Origin of the sequence: Cupriavidus phytohabitans, from assembly GCF_017815025.1 — a bacterium.
Classification (GTDB): domain Bacteria; phylum Pseudomonadota; class Gammaproteobacteria; order Burkholderiales; family Burkholderiaceae; genus Cupriavidus.
Map to the genome: position 1 here is coordinate 68,167 of NZ_JAGIQB010000017.1, position 19,060 is coordinate 87,226.

Below are 19,060 nucleotides of genomic sequence, written 5' to 3' on the forward strand. Positions count from 1 at the left end.
TCCGGTTGCGGTCCGGGCTTAGCCGAGCCGGCTGGCGGCGGTGCGTGCCAGCCGGGCCGCGTATTCGTCATTGGCGCGCTGCTCGCGGCGCGCCGCGATCTGGTCTTCCCTGGCCTCGGCACGCGCGATCAGCGTGTCGAAGGAATTCAGGCGGCGCTTCTGGTGCTGCCAGCGGTTGCGCCCGGCCAGCAGGTCGGCTTCGGCCTTGGCCAGCGCCGCGGTCTGCTGGCGGATGGCCTGGTCGAGCGAGTCGAGGAAGCGCGAGAAATCCTGCCAGCGGCTCGATGTCATGCCCTCCGCCGCCACGGCCTGCATGCGGCCGCGGTACTCGTGGCGGTATTGCGTCAGCTGGTTCAGCTGCTGCTCCGCCTGCGTGCGCAAGCCCTGCAGCCGGCCGAGTTCGCGCGCGGCGGCGTCGGTATCGTTCTGGGCGAGGTCCGCCAGGGTATTAAGCGGTGAAGGCTTGGCCATGTTCACTCCTGTCGAAGAGGCTGTGCAGCTGGGAGATGGCGTCGTCGTAGCCGGCGCGCTGGTGGATGTCCTGCTGCAGGAAGGCTTCCATGCGCGGATGCAGGCGGATCGCGAGATCCAGCTCGGGATCGTTGCCGGGCACGTAGGCGCCCACGCTGATCAGGTCGCGGTTGCGCTGGTAGCGCGACATCAACTGCTTGAAGCGGCGCACCGAGGCGAACTGCTCATGCGAAATCAGCGCGGTCATGGCGCGGCTGATGGAAGCCTCGACATCGATGGCGGGGTAGTGCCCCGACTCGGCCAGGCTGCGCGACAGCACGATATGGCCGTCCAGGATCGCGCGCGCCGAATCGGCGATCGGGTCCTGCTGGTCGTCGCCCTCGGTCAGCACGGTGTAGAACGCGGTGATCGAGCCGCCGCCCTCGGGGCCGTTGCCGGTGCGCTCGACCAGCGTCGGCAGCTTGGCGAAGACTGACGGCGGATAGCCCTTGGTCGCGGGCGGTTCGCCGATCGCCAGCGCGATCTCGCGCTGCGCCATGGCGTAGCGCGTCAGCGAATCCATGATCAGCAGCACATGCTGGCCCTGGTCGCGGAAATACTCCGCCAGCCGGGTCGCATAGGCGGCGCCCTGCATGCGCAGCAGCGGCGAGCAATCGGCGGGCGCCGCCACCACCACGGAGCGACGGCGGCCCTCAGGCCCCAGGATGTTCTCGATGAACTCTTTCACCTCGCGGCCGCGCTCGCCGATCAGGCCGACCACGATCACGTCGGCGCTGGTGTAGCGCGCCATCATGCCGAGCAGCACGCTCTTGCCCACGCCCGAACCTGCGAACAGGCCCATGCGCTGGCCGCGCCCCACCGTCAGCATGCCGTTGATGGCGCGCACGCCGGTATCGAGCACGGTTTCGATGGGAGCCCGCATCAGCGGGTTGATCTGCTCGCCGCCCAGCGGCACCTCCATTGCCGCGGTCAGCGGGCCGAGGCCATCGAGCGGACGGCCCGCGGCATCGAGCACGCGGCCGAGAAGGCCCGCGCCGACCGGCAGCCGCTTGGAGCCCGGCTCGCGCGGTGCGGTGGCGCCAGCCGGCTGCGGCGACGGCTCCAGCGGATAGACGCGCGCGCCCGGCAGCAGGCCTACCACGTCGGATTGCGGCATCAGGTAAAGGCGGTCGGCACCGAAGCCCACCACTTCCGCTTCGGCGGTGCGGGGTGCGTTGCTGTCGGCGCTGAACTGCCCGGCGGGCAGCTCGATCAGGCAATCGCTGCCTACCGGCAGGCGCAGGCCCACGGCCTCGAGCACGAGGCCCGCGGCGCGCGTCAGGCGGCCGCAGCTGCGTTTGCTGTCGAGTCCGGCAATACCGGCTGATGCCGTTTCGAGCGCGCCGATCCAGCGTTGCGTATGCTGGCCCGCTGCGCCAACCGGCGCAGCTGGTGCGACAGATGGTGCGACGGATGGCGCGACACCTTGAGCGACGGCCTCAGTCATGCGGCGGCTCCCACGGATCGTCGCGGCCCAGCGCCTTGACCACGCGCGTCCAGCGCGTGGCCAGCGTGGCGTCGCGCTCGCCGCTGGCGGCGCTGGCGATGCAGCCGCCGCGCGCCACCGTCGGATCCTGGCGTACGGCCCATCCCGCGGCTTCGAGTTCGCCTCGCAGGTGCGTCTCGACCAGCGCCACGTCGTCAGGATGCAGCAGCACGCTGGGCGAGCCCTGCAGCGCGGGCTCGCTGGCCAGCAGCTCGCGCACGGCGGGCAGCAGCACCGAGGGATCCGCGGCAACCGTGGTGCGCACCAGCTGGCGCGCCACGTCCAGCGCCAGCGTCACCAGCGCGCGCGCGACCTGGTCGTCGACGCTCGCCAGCGCGCCCCGGAAATTCGTGGCCAGCGCCTGCAGCTGCGCGGCCTCGTTGCGCGCCGCTTCCAGCCCGCGCGAATAGCCTTCGCGGTGGCCGTCGCCATAGCCCTGGGTCTGCCCCTGCGTGTAGCCCTGCGCATAGCCTTCCTTGCGCGCGCCCTCGCGCATCGCATCCAGCGCCGCAAAATCGATCGGCGGCGGCGCGGCCTCGGCCGGCAAGAGGCTGGCCGGCGCCTCGGGCGCGGTATCGCGCGGGTCGAGCGAGCCCATCTGCCAGCGCTGCCAGCCGGCGCCACCGCCGCGCGCCCGCCGCGGCGGCTCGAACGGCGCGAAGCCGCCGCCGGACGCGCTGTCAGGCGGATCGTCCCGCACCGCGCGGCGTGCGGTCAGTGCGTTCGGCGCGTTCTGTGTGTTCAGGCCGCGCTCGGGTAATGCATCAGACATAGGCATCGTCGCCTCCGCCGATCTGGACTTCGCCCGCATCCGCCAGGCGTCTCACCACCTGCAGGATGGCCTTCTGCTCGGCTTCGACCTGCGACACGCGCACCGGGCCGAGCGCATCCAGGTCCTCGCGCAGCATTTCGCCGGCGCGGGTGGACATGTTGCGGATGAATTTGTCGCGCAGTTCCGACGGCGCGCCCTTGAGCGCGACGATGAGCGACTCGGTGGCGATTTCCTTGAGCACGCGCTGGATGCCGCGGTCGTCGACCTCCAGCAGGTTCTCGAACAGGAACATCTCGTCGATGATCTTCTGCGCCAGGTCGCCGTCGTGCAGGCGCACGCCGTCGATGACCGCCTCTTCGTGCGCGGTGCTCATCAGGTTGATGATTTCCGCCGCGGTGCGCACGCCGCCCATGCGGCTGCGCTTCAGGCTCTGGCCCGCCAGCAGCTTGGTCAGCACGTCGGTCAGTTCCTGCAGCGCGCCCGGCTGCACGCCACCGAAGGTGGCGATCCGCAGGATCACGTCGTTGCGCAGGCGGTCGGTGAACAGGCCCAGCACCTCCGACGACTTCTGGCGGTCCAGGTGGATCAGGATGGTGGCGATGATCTGCGGGTGCTCGTCGCGGATCAGCTCGGCGATCGAGGTCGCGTCCATCCAGTTGAGCGAGTCGATGCCGCTGCCCGGGTCGCGCGATTCCAGGATGTCCTCGATCACCGACTGCGCGCGTTCCTCGCCCAGCGCCTTGTTCAGCACGCTGCGGATAAAGGCGCTGGAATCGACGTTCAGTGCCAGGTACTGCTCGGTCTCGGCGCGGAACTCGCCCAGCACGCCGGCCATTTCCTCGCGCGTGACCGAACTGAGCGAGGCCATGGCAGCGCCCAGTTCCTGCACCTCGCGCTGCGACAGGTGCTTGAACACCTCGGCCGCGGCATCCTCGCCAATCGCCATCATCAGGACGGCGCTCTTCTGCAGGCCGCTGGCGGAGACTTCCTTGGAGATGGCCTTAGCGGTTGTCATTGGCAATCCAGTTCTTGATCACGCTGGCGACCAGGCGCGGGTCGCGCTGTGCGGCGTCGCGCACCAGCGCGAGATCGCTTTCATACTTGGCGGCAAGCCGCAGGACTTCCGGATTGGCGGGTTCTTCCGGCGGCAGCAGCACGGCCTCGGTCTCGTCCCTGGCTTCCGGTGCCGGCAGCGGGGGCGTGGTGTAGCGGCGCAGGATCGGGCGCGCCACCTTGAACCACGCGAACAGCGCCAGCAGTGCCAGCAGCAGGTAGCCCGCGCCGGTCTTGCCCAGGTCGATCATTTCAGGTTGCTTCCACAGCGGGACTTCCGGCGTGACCTCGCGGTCCACGGTGAACGGGCTGTTGACCACGTTGATCGAGTCGCCGCGGTCGGACGAGAAGCCCATCGCCTCCCGGGTCAGGTTCTGGATCTGCGCCAGCAGCGCCGGCGGCAGCGGCTGCGCCACCATCTTGCCCTTGGCATCGGCCACCTGGCGGTAGTTCACCACCACCGCCACCGACAGCCGGCGCACGCCGCCCGGTGCCTGCTGCACGTGGCGCACGGTGCGGTCCAGCTCGTAGTTGACGGTGGAGTCGCGGCGGTTGCTGCTCGGGCCGCTGGGGCCGGCCTGGCCATTGGCGCTGCCGGCCTGCGCGCCTTGCGCGCCTTGCGCGGCTTGCCCTTGCTGGCCGGCTTGCCCCGGTTGGCCGGCAGCGGGTGCGCCGGCTTGTCCAGGCGCCTGGCCCGCGCGCGGCGTCTGCGGCGTGGTCACCGGCGCGACCGCAGCAGCCGGCGGCTGGTTGGACAGCGCACCGGGCACGCCGCCCGGCGGCGTCGCGCCCTGCTGGCTCGACTCGCTGACCTGCTGGCTGCGGATGGCCGAGCGGGTGGGATCCTGGTTGGGTTTGTAGCTCTCGTCAGTATGCTCGACGATGGAGAAGTCCACGTCGGCCGTTACCTGCGCACGCACGTTGTCCTTGCCGACGATCGGCGTCAGGATCGCCTCGATGCGCTTCAGGTAGTTCTGCTCCAGCGCCTGCACGTACTTGAGCTGGGTGGCGTCGAGCATGCGCTCGTTGCCGGAGTTCGACAGCAGGTTGCCGTGCTGGTCGACGATCGAGATCGACTTGGGCGTCAGCTCCGGCACGCTCGACGAGACCAGGTGGCTGATCGCCGCGACCTGGCCTTCGTCGATGGCGCGCCCCGCGTACAGCTGCAGCACGATCGAGGCGGTCGGCTTCTGGCGTTCGCGCACGAACAGCGTCGGCTTGGGGATCGCCAGGTGCACGCGGGCCGACTGCACCGCCGCGATCGATTCGATCGAGCGCGCCAGCTCGCCTTCCAGCCCGCGCTGGTAATTGACCTGTTCGGCAAACTGGCTGATGCCGAACTTCTGGTTGTCCATCAGTTCCATGCCCGCGGTGCCGCTCTTGGGCAGGCCCTGCGAGGCCAGCCGCAGCCGGGTTTCATGGACTTTCTCGGCCGGCACCATCACCGCGCCGCCGCCTTCGGCGAACTTGTACGGCACGTTCATCTGCTGCAGCGACTGCAGCACCGCGCCGCCGTCGCGCTCGGACAGGTTGCTGTACAGCACCTTGTAGTCCGGCGCGCGCGACCACAGCACGCCCACCGCAATGGCGGCGGCAAGCGCCGCGCCGCCGAGCATCAGCGGCAGCTTGGGATTGGCCTTCAGGCGCTCGATCACCTCGGCCGGGCGTCCCGGCATGGCAACCGCGGTCACGCGCGTGCTCCTGCGCCGGCGCCGCGATGCCCGCGACGGCCCGGTCGGTGATGGCGGCCATGGTCGTCGGCACGGCTCATGGCGCGGCTGACGGTGCGGCTCACATTACGCTGCAGAGAAAACACGCGTACTCCCGGATCGATGGTTGTCAGGCAAGTTCCGGCAAGCGACGCTGGGCGGCTGCCCGCGCTTGTCCGGCACGGTGGCAATGATCGGCCAGACTTGAGTGGGACAATCCCGCAAACAGACCCGGTTTTCCGCCCGATTTCGGGTCATGGCGGGTGCGTGGCGGCGGGTACTCTGCAAACCGCTGAAAATCGGTGCGACCCGTCCGGCCTGCCTGCATGGATGTGATCGACGAGACGCGCCATCGACTGACCCGGCCACCGGCCGGCCCATGACGACGCCATGACCACCATCTCTTCCATCGAGGGCATGCTGCAGCAACTGCGCGGCCTGTCACAGGTTGCCTCGGGCAACAGCGCCACCCAGTCGGCAACGGTTGCCGGCGGCGGCTTCGCCAGCGAGCTGCAACGCTCGCTGGGCAAGATCAATGCGGCGCAGGAGCGCGCCTATGGCCAGGCCGAGGCCTTCGAACTGGGCAAGCCAGGGGTGGCGCTCAATGATGTGATGATCGACCTGCAGAAGGCGAATATCTCGTTCCAGACCGGGGTGCAGGTGAGGAACCGGCTGGTGCAGGCGTATCAGGAGATGATGAGCATGCCGATCTGAGTGGGGCGGCGGTGGTGCCGCTTGCAAGTAAAAGGGCTCCTCGCTGCGCGCGCGGCAGCGGCCTTTTTGCTTTTCACAAACCTGCAGCGTGCGCGACGTTCGTGCGGCGCTTATGAACCGAAGCGTGAACGCAAGCCGCCAGCGCTGGCGATCGCTCCCCTCTCCCGCGAAGTGGGAGAGGGGTGGGGGTGAGGGCCGGAGTTTCAACGAAGTAAGGCGCGTCGGTATGCCAGCGCCTGCCCTCACCCCCGGCCCCTCTCCCGCAGGCGGGAGAGGGGAGCAAACCTGGCGCGCACCGATGGCCTGCGCCGGCTCACCTTTCAGCCGCTACATCCATCCCTGATTCCAGGTGGTAGATCCACGCCAGCAGCTCCGCCACCGCCACGTACAGCTGTGGCGGGATCTGGCTGTCCAGGTCCACCTGCATCAGCAGGTTGACCAGCGTGGGCGAGTCGTGGATATAGACGCCAGCTTCCCTGGCTCGCGCGATGATGGCCTCGGCCACCACGCCATAGCCCTTGGCAACCACGCGCGGGGCCTGGTTGTTGTGCTGGTAGCTGAGTGCGATGGCCGCGCCGCGGTCTGCCGCGCTTTCGCTCATGACGCGGCTCCGGCAGCGAGGTCGTCCTGGGTCTGGATATTGAGCCGCTGCAGGGGGATTCCTTGTGCTTCCAGCCGGCTGCGCAGCAGCGGCCGCGCCGCGATCAGGCGCGCGGCGATATCGGTCTCGCCAGTGGCGACACGCGCTTCCAGTCCGGACGGGCCCAGCGTCAGCAGGGCTTCCACGGTGCCAAGGCTGGGCAACTGCAGCCGGATCCGGCTCGACCACGGCCGCCTTGTGTCGTCAGGCCCTTGGCCATTCGCTTCGGGATCCGCACGCTGGATGTCCCACTCCATGGCTGCGCCAGGCCATGCTTCGCCCGCAAAGCGGAACTGTTGCGTGGCGAGCAGTTCGAGCTGCTGGCGAACCACGCCCTCGGTCGCAGGATGGATCGCCGGTCCGGCTGGCGCCGGCTGCCGGGCGGCTTCGCTGGCGATGCTATCGGTTTCGCCGGTGCGCGCCGCATGGGCCGCCATCGGCTCGGCAGGCGCCGGGCGCGTAGCATCCGCGGTGGCCTGGTAGGCCTGCGTCGCCAGCATGCCGGTGGACGGGCGTGGCGGCGGCGTGTCGGCATCGCGGCTATACACGGCAGCGGAGCCGGTCCCCTGGCGCACTCCCTGCTCGGAAGGCGCGTGGCTGTGCGCCACGCGCGGATTGCGCGGCGAGGCCAGCGCTTCGGCCAGGATCTGCGAGGCCGGCAGCAGGGGTGGTGTGCTGATGCGAGGCACGTCACCGCCGGCCGGCCCCGTGTAGGTCAACATGGCGGAGGCGGAAGCCTGCGGCTGCGCGGCGGATGGTTGTCCAGGTGCCGCTTGCGATGCCGGACGCGGCACGCCGGCCTGCGGCTCCTGCAGTATGGTCGACAGAGGGCGCGCACCGCTCACCCACTGCGCCAGGTGCGATTCATAGAACAGCCCGCTTTGTCCCACCGCATTCGCCAGCGCCGCTGCGGCGGCCTGCATCGACCCGGCTGCCGGCGGTGCGGGCAACAACGGCGTGCCCGGCTTGACCGGCTGCGGCCCGGCGCTCTCCATCACCGCCAGGATCGCGCGCGCGGTCGCGCTCAGCGATTCACGCGTGGAGGTGCCCGGCAGCAGCGCGGCCTGCGCCGGCATGCCATTGACGCCGGCGGCCTGCTGGCTGTGGCGGATGGCCTGGCCGGTGGAATTCTGGACATTCGATGCCGTGGCCTCGGGCACGGGCTGCAGTGCCGCCAGTTTGTCGACGGCGATCGCCGTGCGCAGCGATTGCGGGTCCGGGGCCTGACCGGGTGCCAGGCCTGGCGGCAGGAGGATGCCGGTCATTTTTCAGGAAGGAGGGGAAAGGCGGCGCGGAGCGGGGCCGCGTACGCGTGTGTGGTCAGGCGAGGAAGGCGCGCCGGTGCCGGCGCGGTATCTGTCTGCGTGCCGCTCAGGCCATTGCGCCGTACGCCGACGCAAGCTCCACCTGGCGGCGCGAACTGGTCAGCATGTCGCCGAGCTTCTTCAGCTGCGGCACGGCCAGGTCGCGGATGCGGGCATCGTACGTGAGGATGCGGTCCAGCAGCTGGTAGCGGCGCATGCGCTCGGCATCGGAGAACGGGGTTTCGTGGTCGAGCTGGCGCAGGTGCTCGACCTGTTCCAGGTAGCTGCGCTGCAACTCGGCGACGGTGTCCCAGTCGCCCGCCTGGGCGGCGTCGTACATGCGGGACGACAGGGCCAGGATGGCTTCGTAGCAGGTGACGATGGGGGAGAAGGGTGCCATTTCAGTTGTCCTGTAAGGCGGCGTGCGGCTCATCGATCTGCGCCCACGCCGAAGCCAGGCTTTCCAGCAGCGTATCGACCTCGGCCAGCAAGGCTGCGTTGCTGCGCAGGTTGGCCAGCATCAGGCGGCGGACCATGTATTCGTACAGGGCCTCGAGGTTGGCGGAGATTTCGCCGCCGGCGTTGTGGTCGAGTACGGCGCGCAGGCCGTTGTCGATGATGTCGATGGCCTTGGAGATGGCGTTGCCGCGTTCGGCGATGTTACCGCTTTCCAGGTGGAACTTGGCCCGCGCGATGGCGGCGCGGGCGCCGTCATATAGCATGGCGATCAGCTTGTGCGGGCTTGCGCTCATGGCACCGGTGTGGACACCGACCTGGGCGTAGGCGTTTGCGGCTTGGCGGGCGAACATGTGCGTTATCCCCGTAGGTTACTTGGAACTGCTGTTGGTCAGCGCGTTGAACTGCTGCGTCAGGTAGCTGCTGGTGCGATTCATCTGCGCCACGACCAGGTCCAGTTGCGTGAACTGGGCCTTGTAGCGGTCGATGGTTGCATTGACGCGCTCTTCGACGCGGTCATAGTCGTCTTCCAGGTCCTTCAGCGTCTTGGTGATGCCGTCCTGGGCCGATTTCAGTGCGCCATCGGTCTTGGTCAGGCCGTCGACGTAGTCGGTGACCTGCTTGCCGATGCCGCCGCTGCCGGTGGTGCTGGAAAACATCGCCGTGACACCGGCAAGGTCATTGTTCAGGGCCTTGGTCAGCTTGGAGTCGTCCAGCGCCATCGTGCCGTCCTTGTTGAACGAGATGCCGACGTCGATCAGCGTCATCGTGCCGCCATTGCCGTTGTCCATCGCGCCGCCGAGCATGCCGCGCAGGCGCGACTGGATCGACCGCAGCGTGCTGTCGCCGGTCAGCGCCGCCGAAGTGCCGGCGTCGGTGTCGAAGGCCGTCAGGGACTTTGCCGTGCTCTGGATATTGTTGTACGCGGTGACGAAGGCCTGGACCGACGACTTGATCGCGTCGTTGTCGCGCGTCACCACCAGCGACGTGGTGCCGGTCTTGTTCAGGTTCATGGTCACGCCCTGCGCCGCGTCCACCACCGAGTTGCTTTGGCTGACCACGTCGATGCCATTGATCTTCAGCGTGGCATTGGCCGGCGGGACCTTCTGCTCCATCTTGTTCGCGGCAGGCGCGGCGGCCGGGTCAAAGGCGACCAGGTTGTTCAACGCGGCATCGGCCGACGACACGCGCATCGTGGCTTGCGTGCCGGTCTTGTCGGAAGTCAGCACCAGGCGATAAGGCGTGGCGCTGCCATCGTTGACGATGCTCGCGGTCACGCCGATGCCGGCCTTGTTGATGGCATCGCGCACGCCTTCGAGCGATGCGTTGGCCGGGATCGTGACCTTCTTGGTGCTGGTGGCGGCGCCGCCGGTAGCCAGCGCTTCGCCAAAGTCGAAGGTGATCTCGCCCCCGCCGATCGCCGCCTTCTGGTCCGCGATATTGCCGCTTACCAGGGACTGCGCGGTGGCCAGCGTGTTGACGGTGATGCTGTAGTTGCCCGGTACGGCATTGGCGGCAGTGGTCACCGTCATCACATCGGTGGAGCCGACGGTGGCCTTGACCGCGCCGAACGTGTCGGCGTTGGACAGCTTCTTGGCCGCGGCCTGGTAGGCCGACAGCACGCTCTGCAGCTGGCTGAAGGCCGACAGCTTGGTCTGGTAGCTTTTGGCCTGGTTGTTGATCGCGGTAAGCGGTGCTTGTTCCGCCGTCTTGAGCTGGTCCAGCAGGGAGCTCAGATCCAGGTTGGAGCCGATGCCGATGGAGGAGATCGTGGCCATGTTCTTGTCTCGTCTTCAACTGGTGATCGGGTCTCAGGCTGCCTGGCTGACGAACAGCCCCTGCAGCTTGTCGATGGCGTGCGCGATGCGCAGCACCGCTTCCGTCGGCATCTGCCGGATCAACTCGCCGGTTCCCTTGTCGACGACCTTGGTGATGATGCGGTGGGTCGTCTCGTCGATCTCGAAGCGCAGGCCGATGGATGTCGTCCTGAGCGCGTCGACCAGCTCGCCGATGGCGGCGCTGGCTTCGGGCTCGCCGGCAGTGACCATGTCGGCCATGCCTGCGACTTCGTGCCACCTGGGCGCTGCCGTGCCTGTCGTCGTCGCAGCGCCGGCGGCAAGGCTGTCGACGGGCAGCCGCAGGGCTATCGAGTTCACTGTCGGTGGATGGGCCATCTTCTGCGCCGTCCGGGGCGGTCCGGTTGATTGGTTGAGTGATTTACTAAGGGGAGAAACGCTTTGCACGCAGTCTGCCTGCCTGCAAAAAGCTCCTCGGCTTCTCGCGCAAAAAGGCCGGGCCTTGCGGCCCAGCCTTTCGTGCCTTGCGCGGATGCGATTAACGCAGCAGCGACAGCACGTTCTGCGTGGTCTGGTTGGCTTGCGACAGCACCGAGGTACCAGCCTGCTGCAGGATCTGCGCGCGGGTCATGTTCGACACTTCCGTGGCGTAGTCGGCGTCCTGGATGCGCGAGCGCGAGGACGACAGGTTGGTGATCGTGGTGCCCAGGTTCGAGATCGTGGAGTCAAAGCGGTTCTGCACCGCACCCAGTGAGCTGCGCAGGTCGTCGACGATCTTCAGGGCTGCGTCGAGCTTCTTCAGCGGGTCGACAGTGGAAGCACCGGCGAATTCAGCCGTGGCGCCGGCGCCGCTCAGCACGATGTCGGTGCCGGTGTAGTCGAAGTCGGTCGTCGCGGCGCCACCATTGGCCAGCGCGCCGGCGCCGATGGCGAAGTTGCGGCCTTGCACAGTGGCGTAGGCGGTCACAGCGCCGGCGCTGTCGGCGCCGACCTTGACCAGCTGGTTGGCCAGCGCGGTGGCGGTCGTCACGCCGTTGCTCGGGTCGGTGAACTCCAGGTCAGCGACGTTCAGCGTCACGTTGCCGGTAGCATCGTCAACCGATGCTGCGTAGTAGTCATCGCCCGACTTCACCACGAACGTGGCGGTGGCAGCGCCGTTCGCGTCTTTCACGTTGTGCAGGCTCAGGCTGCTGGCCGAAACGCCCAGCGAGGTGGCCGCGGCCGAAAGATCCACAGCTTCCGGCGTACCGTCGGTGTTGGTCTGGGTGATGGCTTCGCTGACATTCAGGGCATTGCTGCTCAGGCTGAAGCCCTTCAGGCCCAGCGTCGACGAGTCGATCTGCTTCAGGTCGATGGTGATGGTCTCACCGTCATTGGCGCCGACCTGGACCGTCAGCGGCTTGGCGCTGGAGGACAGCACCTTCACGCCGTTGAAATCGGTTTGTTGCGAGGTGCGGTCGATTTCCGACAGGCGCTGCGAGATTTCGTCCTGGATCGACTTCAGGTCCGAAGCCGAGTTCGAGCCGTTGGCGGCCTGCACGCTCAGTTCACGGATACGCTGCAGGTTGTTGTTGACTTCAGTCAGCGCGCCTTCGGTCGTCTGCGCCAGCGAGATGCCGTCGTTGGCATTGCGCTGGGCTTGCGTCAGGCCCTTGATGTTTGCGGTGAAACGGTTCGCAATCGCCTGGCCAGCTGCGTCGTCCTTGGCGCTGTTGATGCGCAGGCCCGACGACAGACGCTGGATCGCCGTGTTCAGCGACGCTTGCGAAGCGTTCATGTTGTTCTGAGTCATCAGAGACAACGAATTGGTGTTAATGACTTGCGCCATTTACGACTCCTATTTGCAAAGTTTTTTGGCATTCCGGCTGCTAGCCGTAACGTTGGCTGCCTGCTTTGCAGGGCGTAGAGTGCCTCCGTTGCAAGGGTTATCGACCGCCCCCGGCAAAGGTTTAGAGTGATCTCTGCAAGAGTTTCGGGGGGTATCGCCCGGGAGCGCACGGGTGTGCGCGGGCCTGCCAACAGGCCCTGGGAGTGCGGCGTTGCGATGCCGGCTTCAGCGCCGCTTGCGCGTCCGCGGTATATAGATAGGCACGAATTCCGCCGTGATCGCCGGATCGATCCCCAGCACCGGCGTGTCCAGCGGCGTCACCAGGCAAATCGCCTGCTTGTAGACGATGGTGGGCTGCGGATCGTCCTGCCACCGCCCGAGCAGCACCATATAGCTGTCCGTCGCCAGCACGATCCCCTGCAGACGCGTGCCGTTGGACAAATAGACGACCACCGGCGCGCGGTCGGCCGAATGGGAGGCGAGGTGCTGGTATTGCAGCTCTTTTCGGCTGGCGCGCTTGGGCCGGATTTCCTTCTTCTTCACAACGACTCCGGAAGAGCCCGCAAGGGTTCTGGCGGCTGATGACGGTCCGTTGGCCGGCGGCCGGGTGGGCGACGCGGCCAGGGCGGCAGGGGAAAGATCCGCTCTCGGAACCGGCCTCGGGTCGGGACGTCGGCGCCGCGGTGCGTGCGGGTCTCGTGTGCGGGGCCCGGGGCGTCGCGCGCACGCCGGCGAGGGGCGCTGCCAGAAGAGAAGGGGGATACTTCAGCGCCGAGAGTAACAAAGTTTTACAAGGGTTGACGGGCGGAGTGCCGCGCTGGGCCTAGAGTGTTTGCTCTATAAAATTTGTTGCGCTCGGGGGCTGTGCTATTGTAGCAACTTTGTGCGAGTGCGCAATGATGTTCACCCGCCGCGGTCACCAGCCTGATGTGATCGAGCCTGCAGAAAAAACCTGAAGGAAAAGCCGAAATTTGGCCTGAAGGGATCTCAGGGCCAAAATCATTAAAAGTGTCCGAATTGCCGCAAAGCACATAAGGGATTCCCCTGATAGAAGCGGGATTTACACCTCATGTAAGCGCGTTTATATTCGTGGCAAGAGCTTGTGTTGAGCTCGAGCAGTCCTGGAAAGCCTACGAGCACCCCGCGCGTGGGCTTCTTTTTTTGGTGCCTACGTCGTTTGGGTCGCGCTCTGTGGCGCTGTGGTCGTGAGTAATCCGACCGTTCGGGATGCCCAGCGTGATTAAAAGCCAACTTTCGGACAGGCAATCCACCGAACTGCGGGGGTTTTTGCCTCTAATTCTCATTTCCCTTCAAGAGCTGTTCGCTGGCCGCCGATAGCGCGGCTGGGGCTGCCAAGCACCCAGCGGCGGGAAGCGCCTACAATGGGCGCTCTCCTTGACTCCGCAACAAGAGCAGGACCGGTCACCGCGCGGCGACGCAGCACGGCTTGCCGCGATCCTGCCGTTCGCAGGTGCACATGACCGCCGTCTCCTCCCAGCCGCCCTCGCACGAGGCCGCTCCCCCTTCCGCTGCCTGCGTCGCTCCTGCCCGGCACGACACCGGCGCGCCAATGCCCCCGGTGCCGGTCATGCAGGTGATCTTCGGGCTGATGCTGGCGATGCTGCTGGGCGCGCTGGAGCAATCGATCGTCGCCGTGGTGCTGCCCGAGATCGCGCTGCAGCTCAACGGCTTCGACAACATGGCGTGGGTGATTTCCGCCTACCTGGTGGCATCGACCGTCACCACGCCGATCTACGGCAAGCTGTCCGACCTGCTCGGCCGGCGCTCCGTGCTGTCCTTCGCCATCGTGCTGTTCCTGCTGGCTTCCGCCGCCTGCGCGCTGGCGCAGACGATGCCGCAGCTGATCCTTGCGCGCATCCTGCAAGGCCTGGGCGGCGGCGGGCTGCTGTCGGTGTCGCAGGCGACCATTGCCGACGTGGTGCCGCTGCGCGAGCGCGGCCGCTACCAGGGTTATGTCAGCGGCGTGTGGGCGGTGGCCAGCATGGCTGGCCCGGTGATTGGCGGCTACCTGGCGCACTTTCTCTCGTGGCGCTGGATCTTCTGGATCAACCTGCCGCTGGCGCTGCTGGCGCTGGTGACCGTGCGGCGCGCGCTGCGCCACCTGCCCGCGGGCGGGCGCCGCCATCGCATCGATTACCTGGGCGCGCTGCTGTTCGGCGCGGGGCTGAGCGGCGTGCTGGTGTTCCTGACGCGGCTGGGCCAGGGCCAGCCGCCGTCGCGGCCCGATACGCTGGCGCTGCTGCTGGCCGGCCTCGCTTGCCTGGGGCTCTTCATCTGGCAGGAGCGTCGCGCGGCCGATCCCGTCATTCCGCTGGCGATGCTGCGCGTGCCCACCGTGGCGATCTGCTGCATCACGCTGTTCCTGTGCTTCTTCCAGCTGATCGCCATGTCGGTGCTGCTGCCGCTGCGCTTCCAGGTAGTGGCCGGCGCGCAGGCCGATGCGGCGGCGTTGCGGCTGGTGCCGCTGACGCTGGCGATCCCCTTCGGCGCGTTTGCGGCGGGCCGGCTGATGTCGTGGAGCGGCCGCTACAAGCCGCTGCAGATGGCCGGCGCGCTGGTGGCGCCGCTGGCGATCGTGGCACTGGCGTTTGTCGATCCGCGCGCGGCGTGGCTGTGCGCGCTGGTGATGGTGGTGCTCGGGCTTGCGATCGGCCTGCAGCTGCCCAGCGGGCTGGTGGCGACGCAGAACGCCGTGCCGCTGCAGCACGTCGGGATCGCCACCGCGCTGACGGCGTTCTCGCGCATGCTTGGCGGCGCGGTCGGCGTGGCGGTGCTGACCACGGTGCTGATCGCGTTGCTGCGGCACGGCGGCGTGGCGGTCAGCGACCTGGGCGGCGGCGAAGACGTGCTGATGCAGTTGTTCGGGCGCGTGATGGCGGACACGCAGGCTGGCGGCGATGCCGCGGCGGTGCGCCACGGTGCCGAGCATGCCTTCCGGCTGCTGTTCCTGATGAGCGCGGGGGTGTCGCTGCTGGCGCCGTTCCTGGTGGCGCGGCTGCCGGAGAAGGTGCTGCGCGGCAGCGCCGGCAGCGCGCCGGTGGCTGCGGAGTAAATGTACTGAAGGCTGCCCCGGGATGTCCTAGCCGGCAGCCGCGTCGGCATCGCCGCCGCGCGCCACGCGCCGCCGAGCCCGTGCCGCCAGCCCCGCGCCCAGCGCCCAGCGCAGCGCCGGCGCAAGCACGCGCATGCCGGCCCGCGTGGCCGAGCGCCGCAGCGAAGGCCCGTCGAGGTCGAGCTGCTGCCGCGCCCACGGTGGCAGCAAGGCAATGCCGGCATCGGCCATGATCCGCACCGCGGGTTGCAGCAACGGGTTGGCCACGGGCATCCTCCGCACCAGCCGCACCACTTCACGGGTGCGCTCGCTGGCCTGCAGCTGGGGCCGCATCGCTTCCAGGTAGGCCGCCACCGCGGCGCGCGAGCGCGGCACATCGGCAGCGCCGAGCAGCAGCGCGATGCGCGCGACTTCGTCGTAATAGCGGTCCTGATCGGCATCGCCCAGCGGCCCGACATAATGCAGGTAGCCCGCCATGAAGCTCGACACTTCGGCCACATGCACCCACGTCAGCAGCGCCGGATCCGTCGCCGCATAGGGCCGCCCGTCCGGCGCCACGCCGGTGACGCCGGCATGGATGCGCCGCACGCGCCCGATCAGCGCCATGGCATCGTCGCGGCTGCCGTAGGTGGTGCCGGCAATAAACTGCGCGGTGCGGCCGAGCCGGCCCTGCATGTCGGTGCGAAAGCTGGAGTGGTCCCACACGCCGGCCAGCGCCAGCGGATGCAGCGTCTGCAGCAGCAGCGCGCTGACGCCGCCGGCCAGCATTGCCGGGAAGTCCGCATGCACGCGCCAGCAGACCGCGTCGGGGCCGAACAGGCCGGGGTCGCCGGGCGGGTTGTCATAGTCGAGGGTGAGGCCCGAGTTGCTGCGGGTCAGCGCGCGCACCTGCGCGCCGGCGTGCGCGCGCACCCTGGCCATCGGTCCAGGCGCGCTGCGTTCGCGCTGGGCGCGGCGGGAAACCGCAGGATCGGCGGGATCGGTGTGGCTGGACAAGACCGTGTGGCAATCAGGAAGACGTCACGGCCAGCATACACGGTAAGCCGCGCAAGCGCGCACGCGCTGCCCGCGGCAGCACCGGCAAGCTCAGCGAAAAAGGGCCGGACCTTCCCTTCGGAAGATCCGGCCGGTCAAGTTCCGGCGTATGCCCCTGCGGCCGCACCGCATGTTGCTGCCGCACATACCCGGATAGCTGCCTCTATCTCAGCAGGCGAGCCTGACTGCTGAAGTTACTGCTGGCGTTGTCCGCCTTGCTGGCCGCCCTGGCCGCCCTGGCCGCCCTGGCCGCCCTGACCGCCCTGTTGGCCGCCCTGGCCGCTTTGCTGACCACTGCGTTGACCGCTCTGCTGGCCCGGTTGCGAGCTGCCGCGATCCTGCTGTTGCTGTTGGCCTTGACCGCGGTCCTGGTTACCCATTTGACCGCCGCCTTGTTGTTGTCCCATGCCGCCTGATTGTTGGCTGCCGCGTTGGCCAGATTGCTGTTCTTGTTGCTTTTGGTCCTGCTTTTGGCCCGACTGCGATTGACCCGGCTGTTGCTGCTGTCCCATTGCTAGTCTCCTTGACGCGGCGGACTGCCGCATTCCGGTATTCGCAATCGCCATGCCAAGCACGCCCGCGCTGCCAGCGGGCTTGCCATTGCGGGCAGCGCCCCATGCTGCACCCGCAAGAGGTGCCCGCTTTTACAACAGGTGGCCCGATTTACACACCCTTGCCGCCGCCGCTCCAGCGTGGCGTTGGGCGAACACGCGGGTATGGACCTTGCGGACTGACAGGTGCCAGCTCCGCGTGCCAGGCAGCGCATGCGGCGGATGCGCTGGAAACCTGTACAGGAGACAAAGCCATGCGAATTTCCCGACTATCCGCGCGCGGCCTCAGCCTCAAGATGGCCTGCGTGGCCGCGGCGCTGGCGGCTGCCGGCAGCGCACAGGCGCTCGACAAAAGTGGCCTGATATTCATCGCGGCCGACAACACGCCAGCGGCGCCGGTCAACTCCGCGCCAGGCATGCCGGGCCGGCCCGATCCTGATCGCGGCGCAAGCGCCGACATGAGCGCCGACATGAGCGCCGACAAGGCCAAGCAGGCCGTCGAGGATGGCGCCATCACCACCAGGATCAAGACGAGGTTGCTGACCACCAAGGACCTCAAGTCGACCGGCATCCGCGTGAAGACGAAGAACGGCACGGTTGAAGTGGGCGGCACGGTGCCAAGCCAGCAACAGCGTGACCTCGCGCTGGACATGATCCGCAGTGTCGAAGGCGTGACTTCGGTGAACGACAACCTCAAGGTTTCTTCGCGCTGACCGCTTGCAGCGCCATGCCCGGCACGCCGATGCCCGCGTCCGTGCTTGTGCGGGACGCAGGGCCCCGGCGCCAGCGCCGGTTTTACGGATTGGCTAGGCGGCCTTGCGGCGCGTCGTGCCCGCGCTCTTGCGCGCCGTGGCATGAGGCTTCGCGCGCGATCCTGTGCGCGACTTGGCCGGCGCATGTTTGGCCGCGGCAGTGCGCTTGGCCGCAGTCCGCTTTGAGGGCGTTTTCTTCGTCGCGGCATGGCGTGCAGGCGTCTTGCGGCGGCTGCGGCCTTCGCCGGCGCGGTCATCTTCGGCCTCGGTATCCTGCACCGCTTCCGATTCGTCCGCCGGCTTCGCGCGGCGCCGGCTCTTGTCGTCGCTCTTGCCGCCGCTCTTGCCGCCGTCATCCTTGCCGCGCTCGCCCAGGCTCTTGCGCAGCAGCGCCACCATGTCGATGACCTTGGCGCCCCGGCGCGGCGCTTCCTCGTCCTCGGTGGGCTGGGTCAGCTGGTGTGTCTTCCCGGACTCGATCTTCGCTTCGATGCGCGCCATCATGTCGTCGCGATAGGTGTCCCGGTACTGCTCCGGATTCCAGTCCTCGGTCATGTCGTCGACCAGCCTGGTTGCCATCTCGATCTCGCGCGCATGGGCGCCGCTGCCCTTGGCGCTCGACGCCTTCGGCAGGCGCAGCTCGGAGATCGGCAGCACCTCGTCGGCGAAGCGCATGGTGTTGAGCACCAGCGCGTCGTCGTGGACCAGCATCGCCGCCAGGTGCTGGCGATTGCGCAGCACCACCAGCGCCAGCGCGGCGCGGCCGGTGCGCCGCATCGTCGCACGCAGCAGCGCATAGCCGCGGTCGCCGCGCTTGTCCGGCTCGAGATAGTAAGGCGTGTCGAAGTAATAGGGCGGAATGCTCTCCGCGTCGACGAAGCCCACGATGTCGACCGTCTGCGTGGCTTCAACATTGGCCTGGCGGAAATCCTCGTCGTTCAGCAGCACGTACTCGTCCTTGGCGTACTGGTAGCCCTTGACGATGTGCTCCTTGTCGACCGGCTTGCCGGTGCTCTTGTTGATGCGCTGGTAGCCCACCGGGGCCATGTCGCGCACGTCTAGCAGGTCCAGGTCGAGCGTCTGGCTGCGCGAGGCCGGCCGCAGGACGACCGGGATGTTGACGAGGCCAAAGGTAATGGCGCCTTTCCAGATGATGCGGGACACTTGACGGCTCCTTTACCGCATTTATCGCGTGCGCGTTGCGGCGGCGGTGGCGGCTGGTCGCCCGGTGGCGGGTCGGAGACGGGTTCCGGAGGGCCCGGCGGCGGCTCGGGCGGTGGGACTTCCGGCTCTCGCGGGGGGATGTCGGGGTCGGGCGTGGTATGCACGTAGGCTCCTTGTCAGGGTTGATGGCGGACCGGCATGGCTGAGCGGCATGGCT

General features: G+C 67.9%; 19 protein-coding genes. 4 read left to right on the forward strand and 15 right to left on the reverse strand.

The window, feature by feature from the left end:
- Nucleotides 1-18: 18 nt before the first annotated feature.
- The 5 genes from fliJ to fliF are packed head-to-tail and all read right to left on the reverse strand — an operon-like array spanning nucleotide 19 to nucleotide 5,497.
- A complete protein-coding gene (gene fliJ, locus J8I34_RS14070) occupies nucleotides 19-471 on the reverse strand; it encodes a flagellar export protein FliJ (RefSeq protein ID WP_209770976.1) in 453 nt (150 codons plus the stop codon).
- Nucleotides 449-1,957, reverse strand: a complete 1,509-nt coding sequence (fliI, locus tag J8I34_RS14075) for a flagellar protein export ATPase FliI (RefSeq protein ID WP_209806291.1) — start codon at nucleotides 1,955-1,957, stop codon at nucleotides 449-451. The genes fliJ and fliI overlap by 23 nt, the downstream gene beginning before the upstream one ends.
- Complete coding sequence (fliH, locus tag J8I34_RS14080) at nucleotides 1,950-2,774, reverse strand: flagellar assembly protein FliH (RefSeq protein ID WP_209806292.1); 825 nt, start codon at nucleotides 2,772-2,774, stop codon at nucleotides 1,950-1,952. The genes fliI and fliH overlap by 8 nt, the downstream gene beginning before the upstream one ends.
- Nucleotides 2,761-3,783 (reverse strand): flagellar motor switch protein FliG, encoded by a 1,023-nt coding sequence (fliG, locus tag J8I34_RS14085; RefSeq protein ID WP_029045276.1) that lies wholly within the window; start codon nucleotides 3,781-3,783, stop codon nucleotides 2,761-2,763. Before fliG ends, fliH begins: the two co-directional genes overlap by 14 nt.
- Nucleotides 3,770-5,497: a flagellar basal-body MS-ring/collar protein FliF gene (gene fliF / locus J8I34_RS14090; protein ID WP_209806315.1), complete on the reverse strand. Its 1,728-nt coding sequence runs from the start codon at nucleotides 5,495-5,497 to the stop codon at nucleotides 3,770-3,772. Before fliF ends, fliG begins: the two co-directional genes overlap by 14 nt.
- A gap of 423 nt (nucleotides 5,498-5,920) precedes the next feature.
- On the opposite strand from fliF, the gene fliE reads away from it, so the two are divergent.
- Complete coding sequence (gene fliE / locus J8I34_RS14095; RefSeq protein WP_029045278.1) at nucleotides 5,921-6,244, forward strand: flagellar hook-basal body complex protein FliE; 324 nt, start codon at nucleotides 5,921-5,923, stop codon at nucleotides 6,242-6,244.
- A gap of 313 nt (nucleotides 6,245-6,557) precedes the next feature.
- Here fliE and J8I34_RS14100 read toward each other — a convergent pair whose 3' ends face one another.
- From J8I34_RS14100 to J8I34_RS14135, 8 genes are all read right to left on the reverse strand, one after another.
- A complete protein-coding gene (locus J8I34_RS14100; RefSeq protein ID WP_029045279.1) occupies nucleotides 6,558-6,845 on the reverse strand; it encodes an EscU/YscU/HrcU family type III secretion system export apparatus switch protein in 288 nt (95 codons plus the stop codon).
- A complete protein-coding gene (fliK, locus tag J8I34_RS14105; protein ID WP_209806293.1) occupies nucleotides 6,842-8,149 on the reverse strand; it encodes a flagellar hook-length control protein FliK in 1,308 nt (435 codons plus the stop codon). Before fliK ends, J8I34_RS14100 begins: the two co-directional genes overlap by 4 nt.
- 106 nt (nucleotides 8,150-8,255) lie before the next feature.
- The gene (locus tag J8I34_RS14110; protein ID WP_209806294.1) at nucleotides 8,256-8,588 is read right to left on the reverse strand and encodes a flagellar protein FliT; all 333 of its coding nucleotides are present in this window, start codon (nucleotides 8,586-8,588) and stop codon (nucleotides 8,256-8,258) included.
- Nucleotide 8,589: 1 nt separating this feature from the next.
- Nucleotides 8,590-8,997: a flagellar export chaperone FliS gene (gene fliS / locus J8I34_RS14115; RefSeq protein WP_209806295.1), complete on the reverse strand. Its 408-nt coding sequence runs from the start codon at nucleotides 8,995-8,997 to the stop codon at nucleotides 8,590-8,592.
- Nucleotides 8,998-9,015: 18 nt separating this feature from the next.
- Nucleotides 9,016-10,422, reverse strand: coding sequence for a flagellar filament capping protein FliD (fliD, locus tag J8I34_RS14120; RefSeq protein WP_209806296.1), 1,407 nt, complete (start codon nucleotides 10,420-10,422; stop codon nucleotides 9,016-9,018).
- A 33-nt stretch (nucleotides 10,423-10,455) separates the two neighbouring features.
- Entirely contained in the window at nucleotides 10,456-10,818 is a 363-nt protein-coding gene (locus J8I34_RS14125) for a flagellar protein FlaG (RefSeq protein WP_029045284.1), read from the reverse strand.
- Nucleotides 10,819-10,978: 160 nt separating this feature from the next.
- Nucleotides 10,979-12,268: a FliC/FljB family flagellin gene (locus tag J8I34_RS14130; RefSeq protein ID WP_209806297.1), complete on the reverse strand. Its 1,290-nt coding sequence runs from the start codon at nucleotides 12,266-12,268 to the stop codon at nucleotides 10,979-10,981.
- Nucleotides 12,269-12,493: 225 nt separating this feature from the next.
- Nucleotides 12,494-12,811 carry an RNA chaperone Hfq gene (locus J8I34_RS14135; protein ID WP_209806298.1) on the reverse strand — a complete coding sequence of 106 codons (318 nt, stop codon included), beginning with the start codon at nucleotides 12,809-12,811 and terminating at the stop codon, nucleotides 12,494-12,496.
- A gap of 1,045 nt (nucleotides 12,812-13,856) precedes the next feature.
- Between J8I34_RS14135 and J8I34_RS14140 the strand changes: the two genes are divergently transcribed.
- The gene (locus tag J8I34_RS14140) at nucleotides 13,857-15,341 is read left to right on the forward strand and encodes an MFS transporter (RefSeq protein ID WP_209806316.1); all 1,485 of its coding nucleotides are present in this window, start codon (nucleotides 13,857-13,859) and stop codon (nucleotides 15,339-15,341) included.
- 27 nt (nucleotides 15,342-15,368) lie between these two features.
- Here J8I34_RS14140 and J8I34_RS14145 read toward each other — a convergent pair whose 3' ends face one another.
- Nucleotides 15,369-16,337, reverse strand: a complete 969-nt coding sequence (locus J8I34_RS14145) for an oxygenase MpaB family protein (RefSeq protein WP_029045288.1) — start codon at nucleotides 16,335-16,337, stop codon at nucleotides 15,369-15,371.
- Between the two features lie 254 nt (nucleotides 16,338-16,591).
- On the opposite strand from J8I34_RS14145, the gene J8I34_RS14150 reads away from it, so the two are divergent.
- Together J8I34_RS14150 and J8I34_RS14155 are read left to right on the forward strand one after the other, a co-directional pair.
- The gene (locus J8I34_RS14150; protein WP_209806299.1) at nucleotides 16,592-16,792 is read left to right on the forward strand and encodes a hypothetical protein; all 201 of its coding nucleotides are present in this window, start codon (nucleotides 16,592-16,594) and stop codon (nucleotides 16,790-16,792) included.
- 389 nt (nucleotides 16,793-17,181) lie between these two features.
- Complete coding sequence (locus J8I34_RS14155; RefSeq protein WP_209806300.1) at nucleotides 17,182-17,640, forward strand: BON domain-containing protein; 459 nt, start codon at nucleotides 17,182-17,184, stop codon at nucleotides 17,638-17,640.
- 93 nt (nucleotides 17,641-17,733) lie between these two features.
- Here the strand turns inward: J8I34_RS14155 and ku are convergent, their stop codons facing one another.
- A complete protein-coding gene (gene ku, locus J8I34_RS14160) occupies nucleotides 17,734-18,843 on the reverse strand; it encodes a non-homologous end joining protein Ku (RefSeq protein WP_209806301.1) in 1,110 nt (369 codons plus the stop codon).
- Nucleotides 18,844-19,060: the final 217 nt, after the last annotated feature.